General features: G+C 62.6%; 16 protein-coding genes. 9 read left to right on the top strand and 7 right to left on the bottom strand.

Annotated features, from left to right (window positions below):
- Positions 1 to 18: 18 nt before the first annotated feature.
- Positions 19 to 1,536, top strand: coding sequence for a nucleobase:cation symporter-2 family protein (locus tag QYE47_RS18410; RefSeq protein ID WP_014592353.1), 1,518 nt, complete (start codon positions 19 to 21; stop codon positions 1,534 to 1,536).
- A gap of 35 nt (positions 1,537 to 1,571) precedes the next feature.
- Here QYE47_RS18410 and radA read toward each other — a convergent pair whose 3' ends face one another.
- Positions 1,572 to 2,942, bottom strand: a complete 1,371-nt coding sequence (gene radA, locus QYE47_RS18405) for a DNA repair protein RadA (protein ID WP_003251626.1) — start codon at positions 2,940 to 2,942, stop codon at positions 1,572 to 1,574.
- A gap of 176 nt (positions 2,943 to 3,118) precedes the next feature.
- Between radA and mscL the strand changes: the two genes are divergently transcribed.
- The gene (gene mscL, locus QYE47_RS18400; RefSeq protein WP_014592354.1) at positions 3,119 to 3,538 is read left to right on the top strand and encodes a large-conductance mechanosensitive channel protein MscL; all 420 of its coding nucleotides are present in this window, start codon (positions 3,119 to 3,121) and stop codon (positions 3,536 to 3,538) included.
- Between the two features lie 272 nt (positions 3,539 to 3,810).
- On the opposite strand, the gene QYE47_RS18395 is transcribed toward mscL, so the two are convergent.
- A complete protein-coding gene (locus QYE47_RS18395; protein ID WP_014592355.1) occupies positions 3,811 to 4,587 on the bottom strand; it encodes a ferredoxin--NADP reductase in 777 nt (258 codons plus the stop codon).
- A gap of 215 nt (positions 4,588 to 4,802) precedes the next feature.
- Between QYE47_RS18395 and QYE47_RS18390 the strand changes: the two genes are divergently transcribed.
- Positions 4,803 to 5,510: an autoinducer binding domain-containing protein gene (locus QYE47_RS18390; protein WP_014592356.1), complete on the top strand. Its 708-nt coding sequence runs from the start codon at positions 4,803 to 4,805 to the stop codon at positions 5,508 to 5,510.
- Positions 5,511 to 5,606: 96 nt separating this feature from the next.
- The gene (locus QYE47_RS18385) at positions 5,607 to 6,731 is read left to right on the top strand and encodes a methyltransferase (RefSeq protein ID WP_070384342.1); all 1,125 of its coding nucleotides are present in this window, start codon (positions 5,607 to 5,609) and stop codon (positions 6,729 to 6,731) included.
- A 105-nt stretch (positions 6,732 to 6,836) separates the two neighbouring features.
- Here the strand turns inward: QYE47_RS18385 and QYE47_RS18380 are convergent, their stop codons facing one another.
- Genes QYE47_RS18380 through QYE47_RS18370 form a run of 3 tightly spaced genes read right to left on the bottom strand, consistent with a single transcriptional unit; the run spans position 6,837 to position 9,449 of the window.
- Positions 6,837 to 6,989, bottom strand: a complete 153-nt coding sequence (locus QYE47_RS18380; protein WP_064328605.1) for a DUF2474 domain-containing protein — start codon at positions 6,987 to 6,989, stop codon at positions 6,837 to 6,839.
- Positions 6,990 to 7,001: 12 nt separating this feature from the next.
- Positions 7,002 to 8,009 (bottom strand): cytochrome d ubiquinol oxidase subunit II, encoded by a 1,008-nt coding sequence (gene cydB / locus QYE47_RS18375; protein WP_003251612.1) that lies wholly within the window; start codon positions 8,007 to 8,009, stop codon positions 7,002 to 7,004.
- A 3-nt stretch (positions 8,010 to 8,012) separates the two neighbouring features.
- Positions 8,013 to 9,449, bottom strand: a complete 1,437-nt coding sequence (locus QYE47_RS18370; RefSeq protein ID WP_010955309.1) for a cytochrome ubiquinol oxidase subunit I — start codon at positions 9,447 to 9,449, stop codon at positions 8,013 to 8,015.
- A 343-nt stretch (positions 9,450 to 9,792) separates the two neighbouring features.
- On the opposite strand from QYE47_RS18370, the gene QYE47_RS18365 reads away from it, so the two are divergent.
- From QYE47_RS18365 to trmA, 3 genes are all read left to right on the top strand, one after another.
- Positions 9,793 to 11,013 carry an MFS transporter gene (locus QYE47_RS18365; RefSeq protein WP_019438404.1) on the top strand — a complete coding sequence of 407 codons (1,221 nt, stop codon included), beginning with the start codon at positions 9,793 to 9,795 and terminating at the stop codon, positions 11,011 to 11,013.
- Between the two features lie 229 nt (positions 11,014 to 11,242).
- Entirely contained in the window at positions 11,243 to 12,538 is a 1,296-nt protein-coding gene (locus QYE47_RS18360; protein WP_014592360.1) for an NCS2 family permease, read from the top strand.
- The gene (gene trmA, locus QYE47_RS18355) at positions 12,535 to 13,620 is read left to right on the top strand and encodes a tRNA (uridine(54)-C5)-methyltransferase TrmA (RefSeq protein ID WP_004575991.1); all 1,086 of its coding nucleotides are present in this window, start codon (positions 12,535 to 12,537) and stop codon (positions 13,618 to 13,620) included. The genes QYE47_RS18360 and trmA overlap by 4 nt, the downstream gene beginning before the upstream one ends.
- 150 nt (positions 13,621 to 13,770) lie before the next feature.
- On the opposite strand, the gene pcaG is transcribed toward trmA, so the two are convergent.
- Together pcaG and pcaH are read right to left on the bottom strand one after the other, a co-directional pair.
- Positions 13,771 to 14,376 (bottom strand): protocatechuate 3,4-dioxygenase subunit alpha, encoded by a 606-nt coding sequence (gene pcaG, locus QYE47_RS18350; RefSeq protein ID WP_010955312.1) that lies wholly within the window; start codon positions 14,374 to 14,376, stop codon positions 13,771 to 13,773.
- A gap of 10 nt (positions 14,377 to 14,386) precedes the next feature.
- On the bottom strand, positions 14,387 to 15,106 hold the full coding sequence (gene pcaH / locus QYE47_RS18345; RefSeq protein ID WP_009682255.1) for a protocatechuate 3,4-dioxygenase subunit beta: 720 nt from the start codon (positions 15,104 to 15,106) through the stop codon (positions 14,387 to 14,389).
- 200 nt (positions 15,107 to 15,306) lie between these two features.
- Here pcaH and QYE47_RS18340 point away from each other — a divergent pair, with 200 nt between their 5' ends.
- Together QYE47_RS18340 and QYE47_RS18335 are read left to right on the top strand one after the other, a co-directional pair.
- On the top strand, positions 15,307 to 16,191 hold the full coding sequence (locus QYE47_RS18340) for a neutral zinc metallopeptidase (protein WP_014592361.1): 885 nt from the start codon (positions 15,307 to 15,309) through the stop codon (positions 16,189 to 16,191).
- 172 nt (positions 16,192 to 16,363) lie between these two features.
- On the top strand, positions 16,364 to 18,283 hold the full coding sequence (locus QYE47_RS18335; RefSeq protein ID WP_019438405.1) for a methyl-accepting chemotaxis protein: 1,920 nt from the start codon (positions 16,364 to 16,366) through the stop codon (positions 18,281 to 18,283).
- The last annotated feature ends 84 nt before the right edge of the window (positions 18,284 to 18,367 follow it).

Raw genomic sequence — 18,367 nt, 5'->3', positions numbered from 1 at the left:
AAACAGAGAGCCTGCTCCATGACTACGTCCCCTAGCACGTCTCCCGCCAAGCGGCCCGAGGATGAAAACCTCGGCCTTGGTGCCAACCTGGCCTATGGTCTGCAGCATGTGCTGACCATGTATGGTGGGATCGTCGCAGTACCCCTGATCCTGGGGCAGGCCGCGGGCCTGAATGGTGCCGAAATCGGCATGCTGATCGCCGCCTCGCTGTTCGCCGGTGGCCTTGCCACCCTGCTGCAGACCCTTGGCCTGCCATTCTTCGGTTGCCAGTTGCCACTCGTGCAAGGCGTGTCGTTCGCCGGTGTGGCGACCATGGGCGCGATCCTGAGCAGCGAGGGGGGCGGTGGCCTGCCAGGGGTGCTCGGCGCGGTCATGGCTGCATCGCTGATCGGCTTTCTGATCACACCGGTGTTTTCGCGCATCACCAAGTTCTTCCCGCCGCTGGTGACCGGTATCGTCATCACCACCATCGGCCTGACCCTGATGCCGGTTGCCGCACGCTGGGTGATGGGTGGCAACAGCGCCTCGCCGGAGTTCGGCAGCATGGCCAACATCGGCCTGGCCGGGCTGACCTTCGCCATCGTGCTGCTGCTGAGCAAGCTTGGCAGCGCCACCATCTCACGCCTGTCGATCCTGCTGGCCATGGTGGTTGGCACGCTGATCGCCTGGGCACTGGGCATGACCGATTTCAGCAAGGTCAGCGAAGGCCCGATGTTCGCCTTCCCCACGCCGTTCCACTTTGGCATGCCGGAGTTCCACATCGCCGCGATCCTGTCGATGTGCATCGTGATCATGGTGACCCTGGTGGAAACGTCGGCCGATATCCTCGCCGTGGGTGAGATCATCGACACCAAGGTGGACTCCAAGCGCCTGGGCAACGGCCTGCGCGCCGACATGGCATCGAGCATCCTGGCGCCGATTTTCGGTTCGTTCACCCAGAGCGCGTTCGCCCAGAACGTCGGCCTGGTGGCCGTGACCGGCGTCAAGAGCCGCTACGTGGTGGCTACCGGCGGCGTGATTTTGGTGGTACTCGGCCTGCTGCCAGTCATGGGCCGGGTGATTGCCGCCGTGCCTACCCCGGTACTGGGCGGCGCCGGTATCGTGCTGTTCGGTACCGTGGCGGCCAGCGGTATCCGCACCCTGTCCAAGGTCAGCTACAAGAACAACGTCAACCTGATCATCGTCGCGGCCTCGCTGGGCTTCGGCATGATCCCGATTGCCGCGCCGACCTTCTACCACCACTTCCCGAACTGGTTCGAGACCATCTTCCACTCCGGCATCAGCTCGGCGGCGATCATGGCCATCCTGCTGAACCTGATCTTCAACCATTTCACCACCGGCAACTCGGAAAACCAGTCAGTGTTCGCTGCAGCCTATGAGCGCACCATCCAGTATTCGGACATTTCCGCGCTGCGTGATGGGGACTACTTCAAAGATGGCAAGCTGTTCGATGCCGAGGGTAACGAAGTACCGATGCTGGAACTGGACGAGCATGGCAATGAAACAGTCAGGCGCACGGCCGTTGCCGAGCACTGACGGGTTGCAGGAGCGAGCTTGCTCGCTCCTGCACGCTATTCGAACAATGCATCCAGCGCCTGTTCCAGGCGGGTAACGGCAATCACCTGCAACCCCGCAGGCGCTTCTTTCGGCGCATTGCCCTTGGGTACGATGGCACGCTTGAAGCCGTGCTTGGCCGCTTCCTTCAAGCGCTCCTGGCCACTGGGTACCGGCCGTACCTCGCCCGACAAGCCGATCTCGCCAAACACCAGCAAACCATGGGCCAGTGGCCGGTTACGCAAGCTGGACATCACCGCCGCCAGCAGCGCCAGGTCCGAAGCCGTTTCCAGCACCTTCACCCCGCCGACCACGTTGAGAAACACATCCTGGTCATGGGTCGGGATACCGCCATGGCGGTGGAGCACGGCCAACAACATGGCCAGACGGTTCTGGTCCAGGCCCAAGGTTACCCGCCGCGGGTTGGCCAGATGGCTATCGTCGACCAGCGCCTGCACCTCGACCAGCATTGGCCGGGTACCCTCCCAGGTTGCCATCACCACGCTACCCGGCACCTCTTCCTGAGTACGGTTGAGGAAGATCGCCGACGGGTTGGATACCTCCTTGAGGCCACGATCGGTCATGCCGAACACGCCCAGCTCGTTGACCGCGCCAAAGCGGTTCTTGACCGCCCGCAGCAAGCGCAGCCGGCCATCGGACTCACCTTCGAAATACAGCACCGTGTCGACCATGTGCTCCAGCACCCTTGGGCCAGCCAGCGAGCCTTCCTTGGTCACGTGGCCGACCAGAAAGATTGCTGTACCGCTTTGCTTGGCATAGCGCACCAGCAACGCTGTGCTTTCGCGCACCTGGGCCACGCCGCCCGGGGCCGATTGCAACTGCTCGGTGAAAATGGTCTGGATCGAGTCGATCACCATTACCCGCGGCTTCTCGACCCGCGCCGTGGCAATGATCGTCTCGATGCAGGTTTCGGTCATCACCTTGAGCTGGTCCTGGGGTAGGCCCAGCCGCCGCGAGCGCATGGCCACCTGCTGCTGCGACTCCTCCCCCGTGACATACAGTGCCGGCATGCCCACGGCGATGTTGCACAAGGTCTGTAGCAAAATGGTCGATTTGCCGATGCCGGGGTCACCGCCAATCAGCACCACCGAGCCATCCACCAGGCCGCCACCCAGCACACGGTCCAGTTCGGTGCTGCTGGTGGTGAAACGCGGGATTTCCTCGACACTGACCTCGGCCAGGGTCTTGATCTGCGCCTGCTGCCCTGTCCAGCCAGCGCGGCCGCTACTGGGTGCAGCAGCGCCGCCGCTTTCGATCATGGTTTCGACCAGGGTGTTCCAGGCCCCGCATTCGCCGCACTGGCCGGCCCATTTGGGGAAGGTCGCGCCGCATTCGGTGCAGCCATACAAGCGCTTGGCCTTGGCCATGAGTGGGGTCTCCTGGAAAAATTCGCCATGATAACCGAGCAGGACGTGTCTCGAACGCCTCGAGATGCGACAAAACTATTCGTTCTAACTGCAGTCAGTAGCCCTGAACACAACGCATGAAGCGTTTAAGTGGCTTACACTGCGTTAACCTCACCTTTTGTTACAAGGAACCAAACATGGGCGTGCTCAACGAGTTCAAGGCTTTCGCAGTCAAAGGCAATGTCGTCGACATGGCGGTCGGTATCATCATCGGCGCGGCCTTCGGCAAGATCGTCTCGTCCTTCGTCGGCGACGTGATCATGCCGCCACTGGGCCTGCTGATCGGTGGCGTGGACTTCAGCGACCTGGCCATTACCCTGAAGGCTGCCGAAGGTGACGTGCCAGCGGTGATGCTGGCGTATGGCAAGTTCATCCAGACCGTGATCGACTTCCTGATCGTGGCCTTTGCCATCTTCATGGGCGTGAAGGCGATCAACAAGCTCAAGCGTGAAGAAGCCGTGGCACCGACTACGCCGCCTGTGCCTTCGGCTGAAGAGACGCTGCTGACCGAAATCCGCGATTTGCTCAAGACGCAGAACCAGAATCGCTTGCCTTGAAATTGCCGGGGGCGCTGTAGGAGCGGGCATGCTGGCGAAGAATCCAGTGCGGTGGATGGCACCGGCTCTGCCGGTGTTCGCGGGTAAACCCGCTCCTACGGCGGCCTGTGTTAAACCTCCGATGTGTGTCCACCACCAATCTGCGTAGGAGCGGGTTTACCCGCGAATACGGTGGTGGCGGCAACGGTGAACGGCGGGTGGAAATTGGCCAGCAGGGCCGGCCCTTTCGCGGGTTAACCTGCGCCTACAGGCCCACAACGGCCGCAATTGTCTTACCAGTAGTTCTCGACAGCCACCTGCCCGGGCCGCTTGCTCAGGCTCAGTTGCAGGTCTCGCGCCTTGAGGACCTTGCGGGTTTCGTCGATCATTTCCGGGTTACCGCACAGCATCACCCGCGAATGCTCCGGCGACAGTTCAAGCCCTGCCGCCTTCTCCAGCTCGCCATTCTCGATCAACGTGGTAATGCGCTGATTCAAGGCCCCGGGGTGCTGTTCACGGGTCACCACGGGAATGAACTGCAACTTGCCCGCGTACTCGGCCAGGTAATCGCGCTGTTCCAGGCCGGCAATTTCATCCACATAGGCCAGCTCCTTCGCTTCGCGCACTGAATACACCAGCTTGATGCTGTCAAAGCGCTCCCAGGCCTCGAAGTCCTGCAGGATCGACATAAATGGCGCAATGCCGGTACCGGTAGCCAGCAGCCACAGGTCACGACCTCCGACGAAGCGGTCGAGGGTGAGAAAACCGAACGCCTGGCGGTCGATCAGCAACGTATCGCCTGCACCCAAACGGCTCAGCTCACTGGTGAACTCACCACCTGGCACCACGATGGAAAAGAAATCCAGGTGCTCGTCATGGGGGGCGCTGACCATGGAATAGGCGCGCCACACCACACTACCATCGGCCTTGGTCACACCTAGCCGGGCGAATTGGCCGGAACGGAAGCGGAACCCCGCATCGCGCGTAACCCGCAGGCTGAAGAGGTTCGGCGTCAGTGGCTGAACATCAAGCAGTGTCTGGCGAGTGAACTTTTCGGCGCTAGCGGTCATATCGGGCTCCAGGGTTGGCGTGTGCACAGTGTCGCCTAAAGTGGCCAGGATAAAAACCACCGCTTTGTAGGGCCTCATCAAGGGTGATCGTGCCGAACTCGCAGAAAATCCTGTTCGCTATAACAAAAAAATCCCAACAGGATGGTAGGTCTTTTCCTACAATCATCCGGGTACTCAAACGGATTGGATCCTGTGCACCCGAAGGAGTGTTTCAGATGCTTCACTGGAAACCCGAGTATCTTCAGGCGTTCGTCAGCGAACGCAGCCCGCAGAAGCTATTCGACATTGCAGTCCATCTGGCTCAGGACCTGGACATGGATTACCTTGGGCTGAACATCCGCATTCAGATCGCTACGCAAACGCCAAGGCTGTACCTCTATAGCAACTACCCAAGTGAGTGGATCGAGCGCTACCAGCGCGACGATTTCTACAAGCAGGACCCGGCGGCGAACCTGAGCCACAGCTCGACGATGCCGGTGCTGTGGACCGATGAGCTTTACAAGGAAGCCCCGCAATTTCGCGAAATGGCCTGCCTGCATGGCTTGCGCCACGGCTGGACACAGTCGCTTCACGATCAGCAGCACAACGAAAGCCAGATCAGTGTCGCTCGGCCAAACGGCCCCATCGATGAGGTCGAACTGTACGACAAAGCCGGGAGTGTGCAGTGGCTGTGCCACGCCCTTCACGCGGTACTGGGCGAGCACCATCTGAACGCGCTATGCCCACCCCAGCCGAAAATGAGCGAGCGCGAACTGGAAGTGCTGAAATGGTCTGCCGCCGGCAAGACCGCTGCCGATGTTGCCTCCATCCTCTCGCTGTCGCAAAGCACGGTCAACTTCCATATCCGCAGCGTGATCACCAAGACCAACGCAGCCAACAAGGCCGGAGCCATTGCCATTGCCGCCTTGCGTGGCTGGATCTGATCTTCGAACCTGCGACCTCGGGCAAAGCCCTGTAGAATCGCCCGGCAAAGCCCGGAGCGAACCGCAACGGGCAGTTTCGTACCCGAGCCAGACGCCATGCCCCTGTTGACCACCCCCTACGCCGAACTCGACCTGATCCGCCAGCCGGAGCAGGCCAACGACCCGTTGCAGGCCTTCGATGCCGCCGACGAGTACCTGCTTGCGCAGCTACACGATCAGGCACCCGACGCCAATTGCCGGGTACTGGTGCTCAATGACAGCTTCGGTGCCCTGGCCGCAAGCCTTGCGGGCCAGCTGCAGGTGGTCAGCAGCGGTGACTCGCACCTGGGGCACCTGGCCCTGGAAAAGAACCTGGCGCGCAATGGCCTGCCGTTCGACAGTGTGCCGTTCGTACCGGCCAGCGAACACTGGCAAGGCCCGTTCGACCGGGTGCTGGTGCGTGTGCCCAAGACCTTGGCCCTGCTCGAAGAACAACTGATCCGCCTGCAAGGCCAGTTGGCACCCGGTGCGCAGGTGATTGCCGGGGCGATGATCAAGCACCTGCCGCGGGCGGCCGGCGACCTGATGGAGAAGTACATCGGCCCCGTACAGGCTTCGCTGGCCCTGAAAAAGGCCCGTTTGCTGACAGCAACGGTTGCCGAGCGGCCGCTCGCCAAGTCCCCCTACCCCAGCTGCTACCGCCTCGACGCGCCGGCACTTGACTTGATCAACCACGCCAACGTGTTCTGCCGTGAAGGCCTGGATATCGGGACGCGGGCGTTCCTCCCGCATCTGCCACGCGACCTCGGCCGTGCGCGGGTGGCAGACCTGGGCTGCGGCAACGGCGTGCTCGCGATCGCCAGCGCCCTGGCCAACCCGGAGGCCGAGTACACCCTGGTCGACGAGTCGTACATGGCAGTGCAGTCGGCGCAGGAGAACTGGCTGGCAGCGTTGGGCGAGCGCCCGGCGACCTTCCTCGCGGCCGATGGCCTGGCCGGGCTGGAGAAACAGTCGCTGGACGTGGTGCTGTGCAACCCGCCGTTCCACCAACAGCAGGTAGTAGGCGATTTCCTCGCCTGGCGCATGTTCCAGCAGGCGCGTGAAGCGCTGGTGGTAGGTGGGGCGCTGTACATCGTGGGTAACCGGCACCTGGGCTATCACAGCAAGCTGGCGCGGTTGTTCCGGGGGGTGGAGCAGGTGGCGGCAACGCCCAAGTTCGTCATTCTGAAAGCCCGCAAGTAAGCGCGCCACCGCCCCCGTAGGAGCGGGCTCGCCCGCGGACACCGGCAACGCCGGTGCCATCTAGCGCGTTGCCTGCTTCGCGGGCAAGCCCGCTGCCGCTCTTTATCAATGTGTGGTCAGGCCCGCCGCCCCCATGAACAGCCGCATCACCCAGGCCGCCACACCCAGCGCTGCGACGCTCATCGCCCAGATCAGCAACAGCCAACCCAGTCGCTGCCACAGCGGTTTCTTGTCTTCCAAACCATGTTTGCCAGCCATCTTGCGGCCCTCCTAGTGGTAGCCGTCTTCGTGGGTGACCTTGCCGCGGAACACATAGTAGCTCCAGAAGGTATACATGAGGATAAACGGCAGGATGAACAGGGTACCCACCAGCATGAAGCCCTGGCTTTGCGGTGGCGCTGCGGCATCCCAGATCGAAATCGACGGCGGGATGATGTTAGGCCACAGGCTGATTCCCAAGCCGCTGTAGCCAAGAAAGATCAGTACCAGCGTGAGCAGGAACGGCGTGTAGTGCGCGTTGCGTGCCACCGCTTTGAGCAACCCGTAGAAGGTCACCAGCACCAGCAGCGGCACCGGCATGAACCAGATCAGGTTGGGCATGCTGAACCAGCGGTCGGCAATCTGTGGGTAGGCGATTGGCGTCCACAGGCTGACAATACCGATAACCACCAGCAGCACCAGCGCCAGCGGCCGGGCCATATCGTGCATCTTCTGCTGCAGCGGCCCTTCGGTCTTCATGATCAGCCAGGTGCAACCCAGCAAGGTGTAGGCCACGATCAACCCCAGCCCGCAGAACAGGCTGAATGGGGTCAGCCAGTCCAGGGTGCCACCGGCAAAATGCCGGTCGACCACCTTGAACCCCTCCAGGAACGCGCCCAACGCCACGCCCTGGAAGAAGGTGGCGATCAGCGAACCCCAGATAAAAGCCTTGTCCCAGATGTGCCGCTTGTCGGCCTTGGCCTTGAAACGGAACTCGAAGGCCACGCCCCGGAAGATCAGGCCGATCAGCATCAGGATCAGGGGCAGGTACAGGGCCTCGAGGACCACGGCATACGCCATCGGGAAGGCCCCGAACAGTCCGGCACCGCCCAGGATCAACCAGGTTTCGTTGCCGTCCCATACCGGCGCGACAGTGTTCATCATGACATCACGGTCCTGCTCGCCCTTGACGAAGGGGAAGAGCATGCCGATCCCCAGGTCGAATCCGTCCATCACCACGTACATCATGACGCCGAAGATGATGATCACGGCCCAGATCAGTGGAAGGTCGATACCCATGGTTCAGTTCCCCTCGTTCAGGCTGGCAGAGGTGGCCTCGCGGCCATCATCGGCGGCGGACAAAGGCCGTGCCGGCGTGCGTTTCTGGCCTGGGCCTCCCGGTGTGTGCTCGTCACCCTCACCGGTCTGCGGCCCTTTGCGCACCAGGCGCATCATGTAGCCAAGGCCGGTGCCAAACAGGGCGAAGTACACCACCACGAATGCCACAAGGGTGAAGCCGAGCTGGGCGTAGCTGTGGTTGGAAACACCGTCCGCCGTGCGCATCAGGCCGTACACCACCCAAGGCTGGCGGCCAATTTCGGTGGTGAACCAACCGGCCAGCAACGCGACCAGCCCGGATGGCCCCATCCACAGGGCCACATGCAGGAACGGGCGTGAACTGTACAGCGTGCCGCGTTTGCGCAACCACAGGCTCCACAGGCCAACGAAGATCATCAGGAAACCAAGCCCGACCATGATCCGGAACGACCAGAACACAATGGTCGAATTAGGCCGGTCCTCGGGCGGGAACTCCTTCATCGCCGGCACCTGCTTGTCCAGGCTGTGAGTCAGGATCAGGCTGCCGAGCGCCGGGATCTCGATCTTGAACCGGGTAGTCTCGGCCTCCATGTCGGGAATACCGAACAGGATCAGCGGAGTCGGCTCACCGGGCACGTTCTCCCAGTGGCCTTCGATCGCGGCAATTTTCACCGGCTGGTGCTTGAGGGTATTGAGGCCGTGGAAATCGCCGATCACTGCCTGAATCGGGGCGACGATCAGTGCCATCCACATGGCCATCGACAGCATCTTGCGTACGGCCGGGTTGTCACGCCCGCGCAGCAGGTGCCAGGCCGCCGAGGCACCGACGAAGAACGCGGTGGACACGAACGCGGCAGTGGCCATGTGCATCAGGCGGTAGGGGAAGGAGGGGTTGAACACCACCGCAAACCAGTCCACCGGCACCACCCGACCATCGATGATCTCGTGACCTTGCGGCGTTTGCATCCAGCTGTTCGAGGCGAGAATCCAGAAGGTCGAGACCAGCGTACCGAGCGCGACCATCACCGTGGAGAAGAAGTGCAGACCACGGCCGACGCGGTTCCAGCCAAACAGCATGACGCCCAGGAAGCCCGCCTCGAGGAAGAACGCAGTCAGTACTTCGTAGGTGAGCAGCGGGCCGGTGACGGCACCGGCAAAGTCGGAGAAGCGGCTCCAGTTGGTGCCGAACTGGTAGGCCATGACCAGTCCGGAGACCACGCCCATGCCGAAGTTGACGGCGAAGATCTTCGACCAGAAGTGATAGAGGTCACGGTAGACCTGGTTGTGGGTCCGCAGCCATAGGCCTTCGAGGACTGCCAGGTAGCTGGCCAGGCCAATGGTGATGGCCGGGAACAGGATGTGGAACGACACGGTAAAGGCAAACTGCATTCGGGCGAGCTCTAAGGCCTCTATTCCGAACATGGTGCTTCCTCTTCAGATAATCCGGCGTCCGGGCTTGTGGCCCCAGTCGCCCACTGCCCCCACTGGGTCGAGTACGGCGTGTTGGAATTGTTCTGTTCGATCGCAGGGATTCCGGCCAGACGGCCATTTCATTGATCTGGAACGATTGACCCAGATCAATGAATGCTAGGAAGCATAGTCCCGAATGGCCCGGTGGGCCGTGTGGTGGATTGCCGCGTGACCTGTTGCCTCACCCTCTTTGATTAACAGTAGAAAAGTGCCGACCTGAGCAAACAGTAACCGTTTGTTACAAACAGATGATACGCTGCGCCCCCCTCTACTGCGCCGAGGCCCCTGGTTTCCGATGTCCGATTCCGCACCGCAGTTGTTGCGTCACCATCGTCCTTTTCTGGCCTTCTGGCTGGCCCGCGTATTCACCGCCAGCGGCTTCCAGATGCTCACCGTGGCCATCGGCTGGCACCTCTACCAATTGACCGGCAACGTACTGGACCTGGGCCTGGTCGGCCTGGTCGAGTTCGCCCCACGGGTGCTGTTCATGCTGCACACCGGCCATGTCGCCGACCGCTATGACAGACGCAAGGTCGCCGCCCTGTGCCAGAGCCTTCAGGGGCTGATTGCCCTGGCGCTGGCGGTGGGCAGTGCCACCGACAACGTCACCCGCGAACTGATCTTTGCCCTGGCCTTCCTGCTCGGCGCCAGCCGCTCATTCGAAATGCCGGCAACCCAGGCGTTGTTGCCCAATGTGGTACCGGCCGGGCTGTTCCCGCGGGCAGTGGCGGCGTCGGCCTCGGCCACCCAGTCGGCGACCATCGTGGCGCCGGCGGTGGGCGGCTTTCTGTATGCCTTTGGCAGCATGTGGGTGTACGGCCCGACGGTGGCCTTGTACGCCATTGCCTGCGTGCTGACCCTGACCCTGCAGGCGCGCGGCCAGATCGCACAGCGCGGGCGCGCCAGCATCGAATCGCTGCTGGCTGGCATCCGCTTCATTCGCAGCCGGCCCGACATCCTCGGCGCCATCTCGCTGGACCTGTTCGCCGTATTGTTGGGCGGAGCCACCGCGTTGCTGCCGGTATTTGCCAAGGACATCCTGCTGACCGGGCCGATGGGCCTTGGCCTGTTGCGCTCGGCGCCAGCGGTGGGGGCGTTGCTGATGTCGCTCTGGCTGGCGCGCTTCCCGTTCCAGCGCAACGTCGGGCGGACGATGTTCACTGCGGTCGGCGTGTTCGGCGTGGCGACCATCGCCTTCGGCCTGTCGACGTCGTTCTGGTTCTCGCTGGCGGTACTGGTGGTACTAGGTGCGGCAGACATGATCAGCATGGTCATTCGCAGCTCGTTCGTGCAGCTGGAGACACCGGATGAAATGCGAGGGCGGGTGAGCGCAGTGAACGGCTTGTTCATCGGTGCCTCGAACCAGCTCGGTGAGTTCGAATCGGGAGTGACCGCGCACTGGTTTGGTACAGTGCCGGCGGTAGTGCTGGGCGGGGTGGGCACCTTGGTGGTGACCGGGGTGTGGATAAAACTGTTCCCTACCCTGGCCAAGCGGGATCGGTTGCATAACGGGTGATGCGTCACCAGTGCCGGCCTGTTCGCGGGCAAGCCCGCGCCTGCAGGGGACTTTATCCGTGAAGGGCCAGAAAAACCCATTCCCCAACGGCCATAGGCCCCCGCCATGCATGCTGGTATGATGCGCGGCTTTTTTCCTCCCCACACAAAACCACGGCATCCGGTACGGTCTGTGCTTTGCTGATGGGGTCGATACATTCATGGCGCCGGGGGCGCCTTGGGGAGCGGGCATGCTGGAAAGGCTGTTTCAACTAAGAGCACACAACACCAACGTGCGCACCGAGATTCTCGCGGGCGTCACCACCTTCCTGGCCATGGCCTACATCCTGTTCGTCAACCCGAGCATCCTCGGCGAGACCGGCATGGACAAGGGCGCGATCTTCGTCGCCACCTGCCTGGCAGCAGCCATCGGCTCCGCCACCATGGGCCTGATTGCCAACTACCCGATCGCCCTGGCACCGGGCATGGGCCTGAACGCGTTCTTCACCTACACCGTGGTGCTGCACATGGGCCACACCTGGCAGGTGGCACTGGGTGCCGTGTTCCTGTCGGCGGTGATGTTCTTCCTGCTGTCGATCTTCCGCATCCGCGAGTGGATCGTGAACAGCATCCCGCTGCCGCTGCGTTCGGCGATTGCCGCCGGTATCGGCCTCTTCCTGGCATTGATCGCCCTGCATAATGCCGGCATCGTCGTCGATAACCCAGCCACTTTGGTGGGCATGGGCGACCTCAAGCAGCCTTCGGTGATTCTCGCCACACTGGGCTTCTTCCTGATCGTCGGCCTTGAGTCGCTGAAAGTGCGCGGCGCGGTGCTGATCGGCATCCTGGCCGTCACCGTCGCGTCGATCGCCATGGGCGTCACGCCGTTCGGGGGGATCGTGTCGATGCCACCTTCGCTGGCACCCACCTTCCTGCAGCTGGACATCGCCGGTGCCCTTGATGTGGGCTTGATCAGCGTGATCTTCGCGTTCCTGTTCGTCGACCTGTTCGACAACTCCGGCACCCTGATCGCCGTGGCCAAGCGCGCCGGCCTGATGGGCAAGGACGGCCACATGCCGAAGATGGGCCGCGCCCTGATCGCCGACAGCACCGCCGCCATGGCCGGCTCCCTGCTGGGCACCTCGACCACCACCAGCTATATCGAGTCCGCTGCGGGTGTGAGCGCCGGCGGCCGTACCGGCCTGACGGCCATCGTGGTTGCCGTGCTGTTCCTGCTGGCGCTGTTCTTCGCCCCCTTGGCCGGTAGCGTGCCGGCGTTCGCCACGGCCCCGGCGCTGCTGTTCGTCGCCGTGCTGATGGCCTCGGGCCTGGCGGAAATAAACTGGGACGACGTCACCGAAGCTGCACCGGTGGTGGTAACTGCCTTGGCCATGCCGCTGACGTACTCGATCGCCAATGGCATCGCCTTCGGCTTCATCGCCTGGACCGCCGTCAAACTGATTTCCGGCCGCCGTGGCGACCTGAACCCGGCCTTGGTGATCCTTTCCATCCTGTTCGTCATCAAGCTAGGCTGGTTCAACGCATGAGTGCTGCTTTCGACCCCTCCTCCTACGCCACCCAACTGGACGCCAAGGTGGCCCGGCTGCGCGAGCTGCTGGCGCCATTCGGCGCGCCGGAACCGGCTGTTTTCGACTCACCGCGCGAGCATTACCGCCTGCGCGCCGAGTTCCGCCTGTGGCGCGAGGATGGCCAGCGCCACTACGCCATGTTCGCCCCGGGCGAGAAGCACAAAGCAATCCTGATCGACGATTTCCCCATTGCCAGCGAACGCATCAACGCGTTGATGCCACGCCTGAAGGCAGCCTGGCAGGCCAGCGAAGAACTGGGCAACCGCCTGTTCCAGGTGGAGTTCCTCACCACCCTGGCTGGCGATGCGATGATCACGATGTGCTATCACCGCCCGCTGGACGAGGCCTGGGAAGTGGAAGCCCGGCAACTGGCTGAAGCGCTGGGGGTGAGCGTCATCGGCCGCTCCAAGGGCAAGCGCCTGGTTATCGGCCGCGACTACGCGGTGGAAAAACTCGATGTGGCTGGCCGCGTGTTCAGTTACCGCCAGCCGGAGGGTGCGTTCACTCAGCCCAACGGCGCAGTGAACCAGAAGATGCTCAGCTGGGCCTTCGAGGCCATTGGCGAGCGTGAGGATGACTTGCTGGAGCTGTATTGCGGCAACGGCAACTTCACCCTGCCGCTGGCCACGCGTGTACGCCAGGTGCTGGCCACCGAAATCAGCAAGACGTCGGTCAATGCCGCCCTGAGCAACCTTGACGAAAACGCTGTGGATAACGTGCGGCTGGTACGCTTGTCGGCAGAGGAGCTGACCCAGGCACTGAATGAGGTGCGGCCGTTCCGTCGCCTGGAAGGCATCGACCTGAAGAGTTATCAGTTCGGTACCGTGTTCGTCGACCCACCGCGGGCCGGGATGGACCCGGATACCTGCGAGCTGACCCGGCGTTTCGAACGCATCCTGTACATCTCGTGCAACCCGGAAACGCTGGCAGCGAACATTGCCCAGTTGCAGGACACCCACCGCATCGAGCGCTGTGCATTGTTTGACCAGTTCCCGTATACCCACCATATGGAGAGTGGGGTTCTGCTGGTTCGGCGCTGATCGTTGTATCGCCGGGGCTGCTTTGCAGCCCATTCGCGGGCAAGCCCGCTCCTACATTGATCGGCGTACAGCCCATTGCTCGGCGTACGCAGATCGTTGTAGGAGCGGGCTTGCCCGCGAATGGGCCGCAAAGCGGCCCCAAGCTTCACCTCAGAAGTCGAAGAAAACGGTCTCGCCTTCCCCCTGAATACGGATATCGAAGCGATATGCCGTCTTCCCATCCACTTCGCAACGCTTGGCAATCAAGGTTTCACGCCGCTGCGGCTGCTCGATCAGGTTGAGCACCGGGCATTTGGCATTGGCCTGGGCCTCGTCATCGAAATACAGGCGCGTGTGCAGGTGGATGTTGATGCCACGGGCAAACAGGCTGATGTTGATGTGCGGCGCCATCGGCACGCCAGCAGCGTTGTTCACCACACCCGGCTTGACCGTTTGCAGCGTCCACTCACCGGCATCGAAGGTGGTAGCCGTGCGGCCAAAGCTGTTGAAGGCGTTTTCCAGGTTGTAGGCATCCTGGTACTCACCGTTGGCGTCGGCCTGCCACACTTCTAGGAACGAGTCGCGCACCAGGTGGCCGTTTCCGTCGTAAACGTGGCCGATCAGCAGAATGTGCTCGCCCGGGGCGTCTGGCTTGGCCAGGCAGTTCCAGATTTCCTGGTCGCGGGTCGGGTTGCCGGCGGCTTCCAGGGCCAGGCCGATGTGCACGTAGGGGCCGGCAGTCTGCGAAGGGGTTTCCGGCAGCAGTTCGATTGGCATGGCGGGGTCCTCAGCAGTTTTCGAAGTGGGTCTTGCGCTGGCCACGCAGCACGATGTCGAAGCGGTAGGCCAGGCAGTCCATCGGGTTGGCGTTGCTCATGTCGAGCTTGGCGATCAACTGCTGCACAGCTTGCGGGTTGGCGATCGACTTGACGATCGGGCACATCGGGATCAGCGGGTCACCTTCGAAGTACAGCTGGGTGATCAGCTTGGTGGCGATCGATGGGCCGCTGATGGCGAAGTGGATATGCGCCGGGCGCCAGTCGTTCGGGCCGTTGCGCCATGGGTACGGGCCCGGCTTGATGGTGCGGAAGCTGTAGTAGCCGTCACGGTCGGTCAGGCACCGGCCAACACCACCGAAGTTCGGGTCCAGCGGCGCCAGGTAGCGGTCGTTCTTGTGGCGATAGCGGCCGCCGGCGTTGGCTTGCCACATCTCCACCAGAGTGTTCGGCACAGGCTTGCCGTACTGGTCGACGACACGGCCGGCGACGATGATGCGCTCGCCAATGGGCAGCCCACCATTATTGAAGTTCAGCAGCAGGTCATGGTCGTGGGCGCCGAAGCCCAGATGGGAAAAGTCCGGACCAGTGGTTTCGCTGATCGACTGCGGAATGCTGACCAGTGCCTGGCGCGGCGAGCGGGCAACGGAGGTCTTGTAGTCAGGCGTAAGGGCTTTAGGGTGCCAGTTGCGATCACGGATCACGAAGCGGCTGTTGTCCTGGGCGGGCATGCCGGTTTCCTCTCTTGGAATTATGAGAACGCCTGGGCGTGGCAGGCGGACTTGCAGTTTCCGGCAGGTCGCGCGCGATGAATATTGAAATCGACCACCTCATACATAACCAAATGGTTATGGCTTAACACCTTTGCCTGACACCTGCCGCTTTCCTGAACTAATCTTTGACTTCTTGTTTCACGCTCGGGAGAGCATTCATGGAATGGCGAAAAGGCCGACGCAGCGACAACGTGGTCGATGCCCGGGGCGAAGGTGGCGGTGGCGGCATGCGCTTCGGCGGCGGCAAGGGGCTGGGGCTCGGGGCGATTCTGCTGATCGTCGGCATCGGCTGGCTCACCGGGCAGGACCCGCTGCAGATTCTTGGCCAGCTCACCGGCCAGATGGAGCAACAGCAAACGGCCCCCAGTGGTACAAGCGCCAAGGCCCCCCCGGCCAACGACCAGCAGGCCGAGTTCGTCGCCTCGATTCTGGGCGACACTGAGGACACCTGGAAAGCCCTGTTCGCCCAGGCCGGCAAACAATACCGTGACCCCAAACTGGTCCTGTTCAGCGGCCAGGTCAATTCGGCCTGTGGTTTTGCCTCGGCAGCGGTCGGGCCGTTCTATTGCCCGGCGGACCAGCGGGTGTACCTGGACATGTCGTTCTTCCGTGAAATGGAAACCCGCTTCGCTGCAGCTGGCGACTTCGCCCAGGCCTACGTGATCGCCCACGAAATCGGCCACCATGTGCAGACACTGCTGGGCGTTTCGGCAAAGGTCGATGCCGCACGACGCGCCGGCCAGCGCATGGAGGGCGACAACGGCCTGTTGGTGCGCCAGGAGTTGCAGGCTGACTGCCTGGCCGGTGTATGGGCCTACCAGGCGCAGAAACGCCTGAACTGGCTGGAGCCAGGCGATGTCGAGGAAGCGCTGAATGCGGCCAATGCCATTGGCGACGATCGCCTGCAGCAGCAAGGCCGCGGCCGCGTAGTGCCGGACTCGTTCACCCACGGTACCTCGGCGCAGCGGGTGCGCTGGTTCAAGACCGGGTTTGCCGAAGGTGAAGTGAACCGCTGCGACACCTTCAGCGCACGCACCCTCTGATCCCAGGCCCAACAGGGAGCGAGTGAGACCGTCTTGCTGATATTTTGCTGAAAAAGCGTTTCAGCTTCCCCAATCATGGCCGATAACCCCTGCACGAATCAGCGGGCATCCAGAACAACAACGCCTCGCGATCGAAGATCAAGAGAGCGAAATCAACTTCTGGAGAGCGTGCATGAACAGCTGGTTCGCCAACATCAGCGTCAACCTTAAACTCGGCCTGGGCTTCGGCCTGGTGCTGGTCCTCACTGGCCTGCTGGCCCTCACCGGCTGGACCAGCCTGGGCAGCCTGATCGACCGTAGCAACTGGATGGGCGATATTGGCCAGCTGAACAAGGACCTCACCGATCTGCGCATTGCGCGCCTGCAGTACATGATCGCCAACGGCGACGATACCGCCGCCGCCAACACCCTGGCCAAGCTGGACGCATTCAGCAAGCAGCAGGCCTACCTGGCCACCACCTTCAAAAGCCCGGAGAACGTCAAGCTGCTGGGTGAGCTGGGCGATACCATCAGTGCCTACAAGCTGTCGCTGAACAAGATGCGCCAGGGCTACGACGCCACCCGCGCAGCGCGCGTTTCCATGGACAGCTCGGCCATTCGCGCCGACCAGGCCATGGATGCGCTTAGCCAGGAGGTGATGGCTCGCCCCGAGGCTGACAGCGTGCGTCTGGCCCAGTACCAGCTGATCAGCAAGGCCCGCCAGCAACTGCTGCAGGTACGCATCGATGTGCGTGGCTACATCGCCGAGAACAGCAGCGCCAACGAGCAGGCCGCCTTGCGCCAGCTGGATGCAGCACTGGCCGATACCGACAACCTCAAGCGCCAGCTGCCCAGCGCAGACGCGCGCCTGCAACAGTTCGAAAACGCGGTACTGGCCTATCGTGACGCCGTACGCCAGTTCCGCGACGCGGTTGCCAACATCACCACCTCGCGCGCCGAAATGACCGTGCAGGGCGCCGACATCGTCAAGCGCAGTGACGCGCTGTACCAGATCCAGCTAGAGCGCCGTGACATCGAGAGTACCCAGGCCCGCAGCCTGCAGGCCATCGCCACACTGCTGGCGCTGCTGGTCGGCGTACTGGCGGCGGTGCTGATCACCCGCCAGATCACCCGCCCGTTGCAAGACACCCTGGTGGCCGTGGAAAAAATCGCCAGTGGCGACCTTACCCAGCACATGCGCGTCACCCGCCGTGACGAACTGGGCGTGCTGCAGCAAGGCATCGCGCGCATGGGCACCACCCTGCGCGAGCTGATCAGCGGCATCCGCGATGGCGTCACCCAGATCGCCAGCGCCGCCGAAGAGCTGTCGGCAGTCACCGAACAGACCAGCGCGGGCGCCAACAGCCAGAAAGTCGAGACCGACCAGGTGGCCACCGCCATGCACGAAATGGCCGCTACCGTTCAGGAAGTGGCGCGCAATGCCGAGCAGGCCTCACATGCAGCCACCGGAGCCGATGACGAAGCCCGTGCCGGCGACCGCGTGGTGGGCGAAGCGATTGGCCAGATCGAACGCTTGGCCGAAGACATGCACCGCTCCACCGAGGCCATGAACCTGCTGCAGCAGGAAAGCCAGAAAATCGGCAGCGTGATGGACGTGATCAAGTCGGTGGCCGAACAGACCAACCTGCTGGCGCTCAACGCAGCGATCGAGGCGGCGCGTGCCGGCGAGGCAGGCCGTGGCTTTGCCGTGGTTGCCGACGAAGTGCGCGGCCTGGCCCAGCGCACGCAGAAGTCTACCGAAGAGATCGAAGAGCTGATTGCCAGCCTGCAGCACGGAACCCAGCAAGTGGCGAATGCCATGCAGGGCAGCCGTACCCTGACCGACAGCAGCGTCGAACTGGCGCGAAAGGCCGGGTCATCGCTGGAGAGCATCACCAGTACGGTATCGAGCATCCAGTCGATGAACCAGCAGATTGCTGCGGCGGCAGAGCAGCAGAGTGCGGTGGCTGAAGAGATCAGCCGAAGCATCCTGAATGTGCGTGATGTGTCAGAGCAGACCGCAGCAGCCAGTGACGAGACGGCAGCGTCGAGTGTAGAGCTGGCGCGGCTGGGTGGGCAGTTGCAGACACTGGTCAGCCAATTCCGCGTCTGACCATTGGAACCTCGGGCCGCTTTGCGGCCCTTTCGCGACTCAAGGCCGCTCCCATATTGATCGACGTACGCAGGTCCTCGTGGG

The sequence above is a fragment of the Pseudomonas sp. 2,4-D genome (assembly GCF_030418155.1).
In the GTDB taxonomy this organism is placed as follows: Bacteria; Pseudomonadota; Gammaproteobacteria; order Pseudomonadales; family Pseudomonadaceae; genus Aquipseudomonas; species Aquipseudomonas alloputida.
Note: the sequence above shows the minus strand (reverse complement) of the source record. Positions and strands in the feature narration are given on the sequence as shown.

Excerpts from the sequence above, each read along its gene's own strand:
- QYE47_RS18410 (WP_014592353.1), top strand. The coding sequence starts at position 19 with ATGACTACGTCCCCTAGCACGTCTCCCGCCAAGCGGCCCGAGGATGAA.
- radA (WP_003251626.1), bottom strand. The coding sequence starts at position 2,942 with ATGGCCAAGGCCAAGCGCTTGTATGGCTGCACCGAATGCGGCGCGACC.
- mscL (WP_014592354.1), top strand. The coding sequence starts at position 3,119 with ATGGGCGTGCTCAACGAGTTCAAGGCTTTCGCAGTCAAAGGCAATGTC.
- QYE47_RS18395 (WP_014592355.1), bottom strand. The coding sequence starts at position 4,587 with ATGACCGCTAGCGCCGAAAAGTTCACTCGCCAGACACTGCTTGATGTT.
- QYE47_RS18390 (WP_014592356.1), top strand. The coding sequence starts at position 4,803 with ATGCTTCACTGGAAACCCGAGTATCTTCAGGCGTTCGTCAGCGAACGC.
- QYE47_RS18385 (WP_070384342.1), top strand. The coding sequence starts at position 5,607 with ATGCCCCTGTTGACCACCCCCTACGCCGAACTCGACCTGATCCGCCAG.
- QYE47_RS18380 (WP_064328605.1), bottom strand. The coding sequence starts at position 6,989 with ATGGCTGGCAAACATGGTTTGGAAGACAAGAAACCGCTGTGGCAGCGA.
- cydB (WP_003251612.1), bottom strand. The coding sequence starts at position 8,009 with ATGGGTATCGACCTTCCACTGATCTGGGCCGTGATCATCATCTTCGGC.
- QYE47_RS18370 (WP_010955309.1), bottom strand. The coding sequence starts at position 9,449 with ATGTTCGGAATAGAGGCCTTAGAGCTCGCCCGAATGCAGTTTGCCTTT.
- QYE47_RS18365 (WP_019438404.1), top strand. The coding sequence starts at position 9,793 with ATGTCCGATTCCGCACCGCAGTTGTTGCGTCACCATCGTCCTTTTCTG.
- QYE47_RS18360 (WP_014592360.1), top strand. The coding sequence starts at position 11,243 with ATGCTGGAAAGGCTGTTTCAACTAAGAGCACACAACACCAACGTGCGC.
- trmA (WP_004575991.1), top strand. The coding sequence starts at position 12,535 with ATGAGTGCTGCTTTCGACCCCTCCTCCTACGCCACCCAACTGGACGCC.
- pcaG (WP_010955312.1), bottom strand. The coding sequence starts at position 14,376 with ATGCCAATCGAACTGCTGCCGGAAACCCCTTCGCAGACTGCCGGCCCC.
- pcaH (WP_009682255.1), bottom strand. The coding sequence starts at position 15,106 with ATGCCCGCCCAGGACAACAGCCGCTTCGTGATCCGTGATCGCAACTGG.
- QYE47_RS18340 (WP_014592361.1), top strand. The coding sequence starts at position 15,307 with ATGGAATGGCGAAAAGGCCGACGCAGCGACAACGTGGTCGATGCCCGG.
- QYE47_RS18335 (WP_019438405.1), top strand. The coding sequence starts at position 16,364 with ATGAACAGCTGGTTCGCCAACATCAGCGTCAACCTTAAACTCGGCCTG.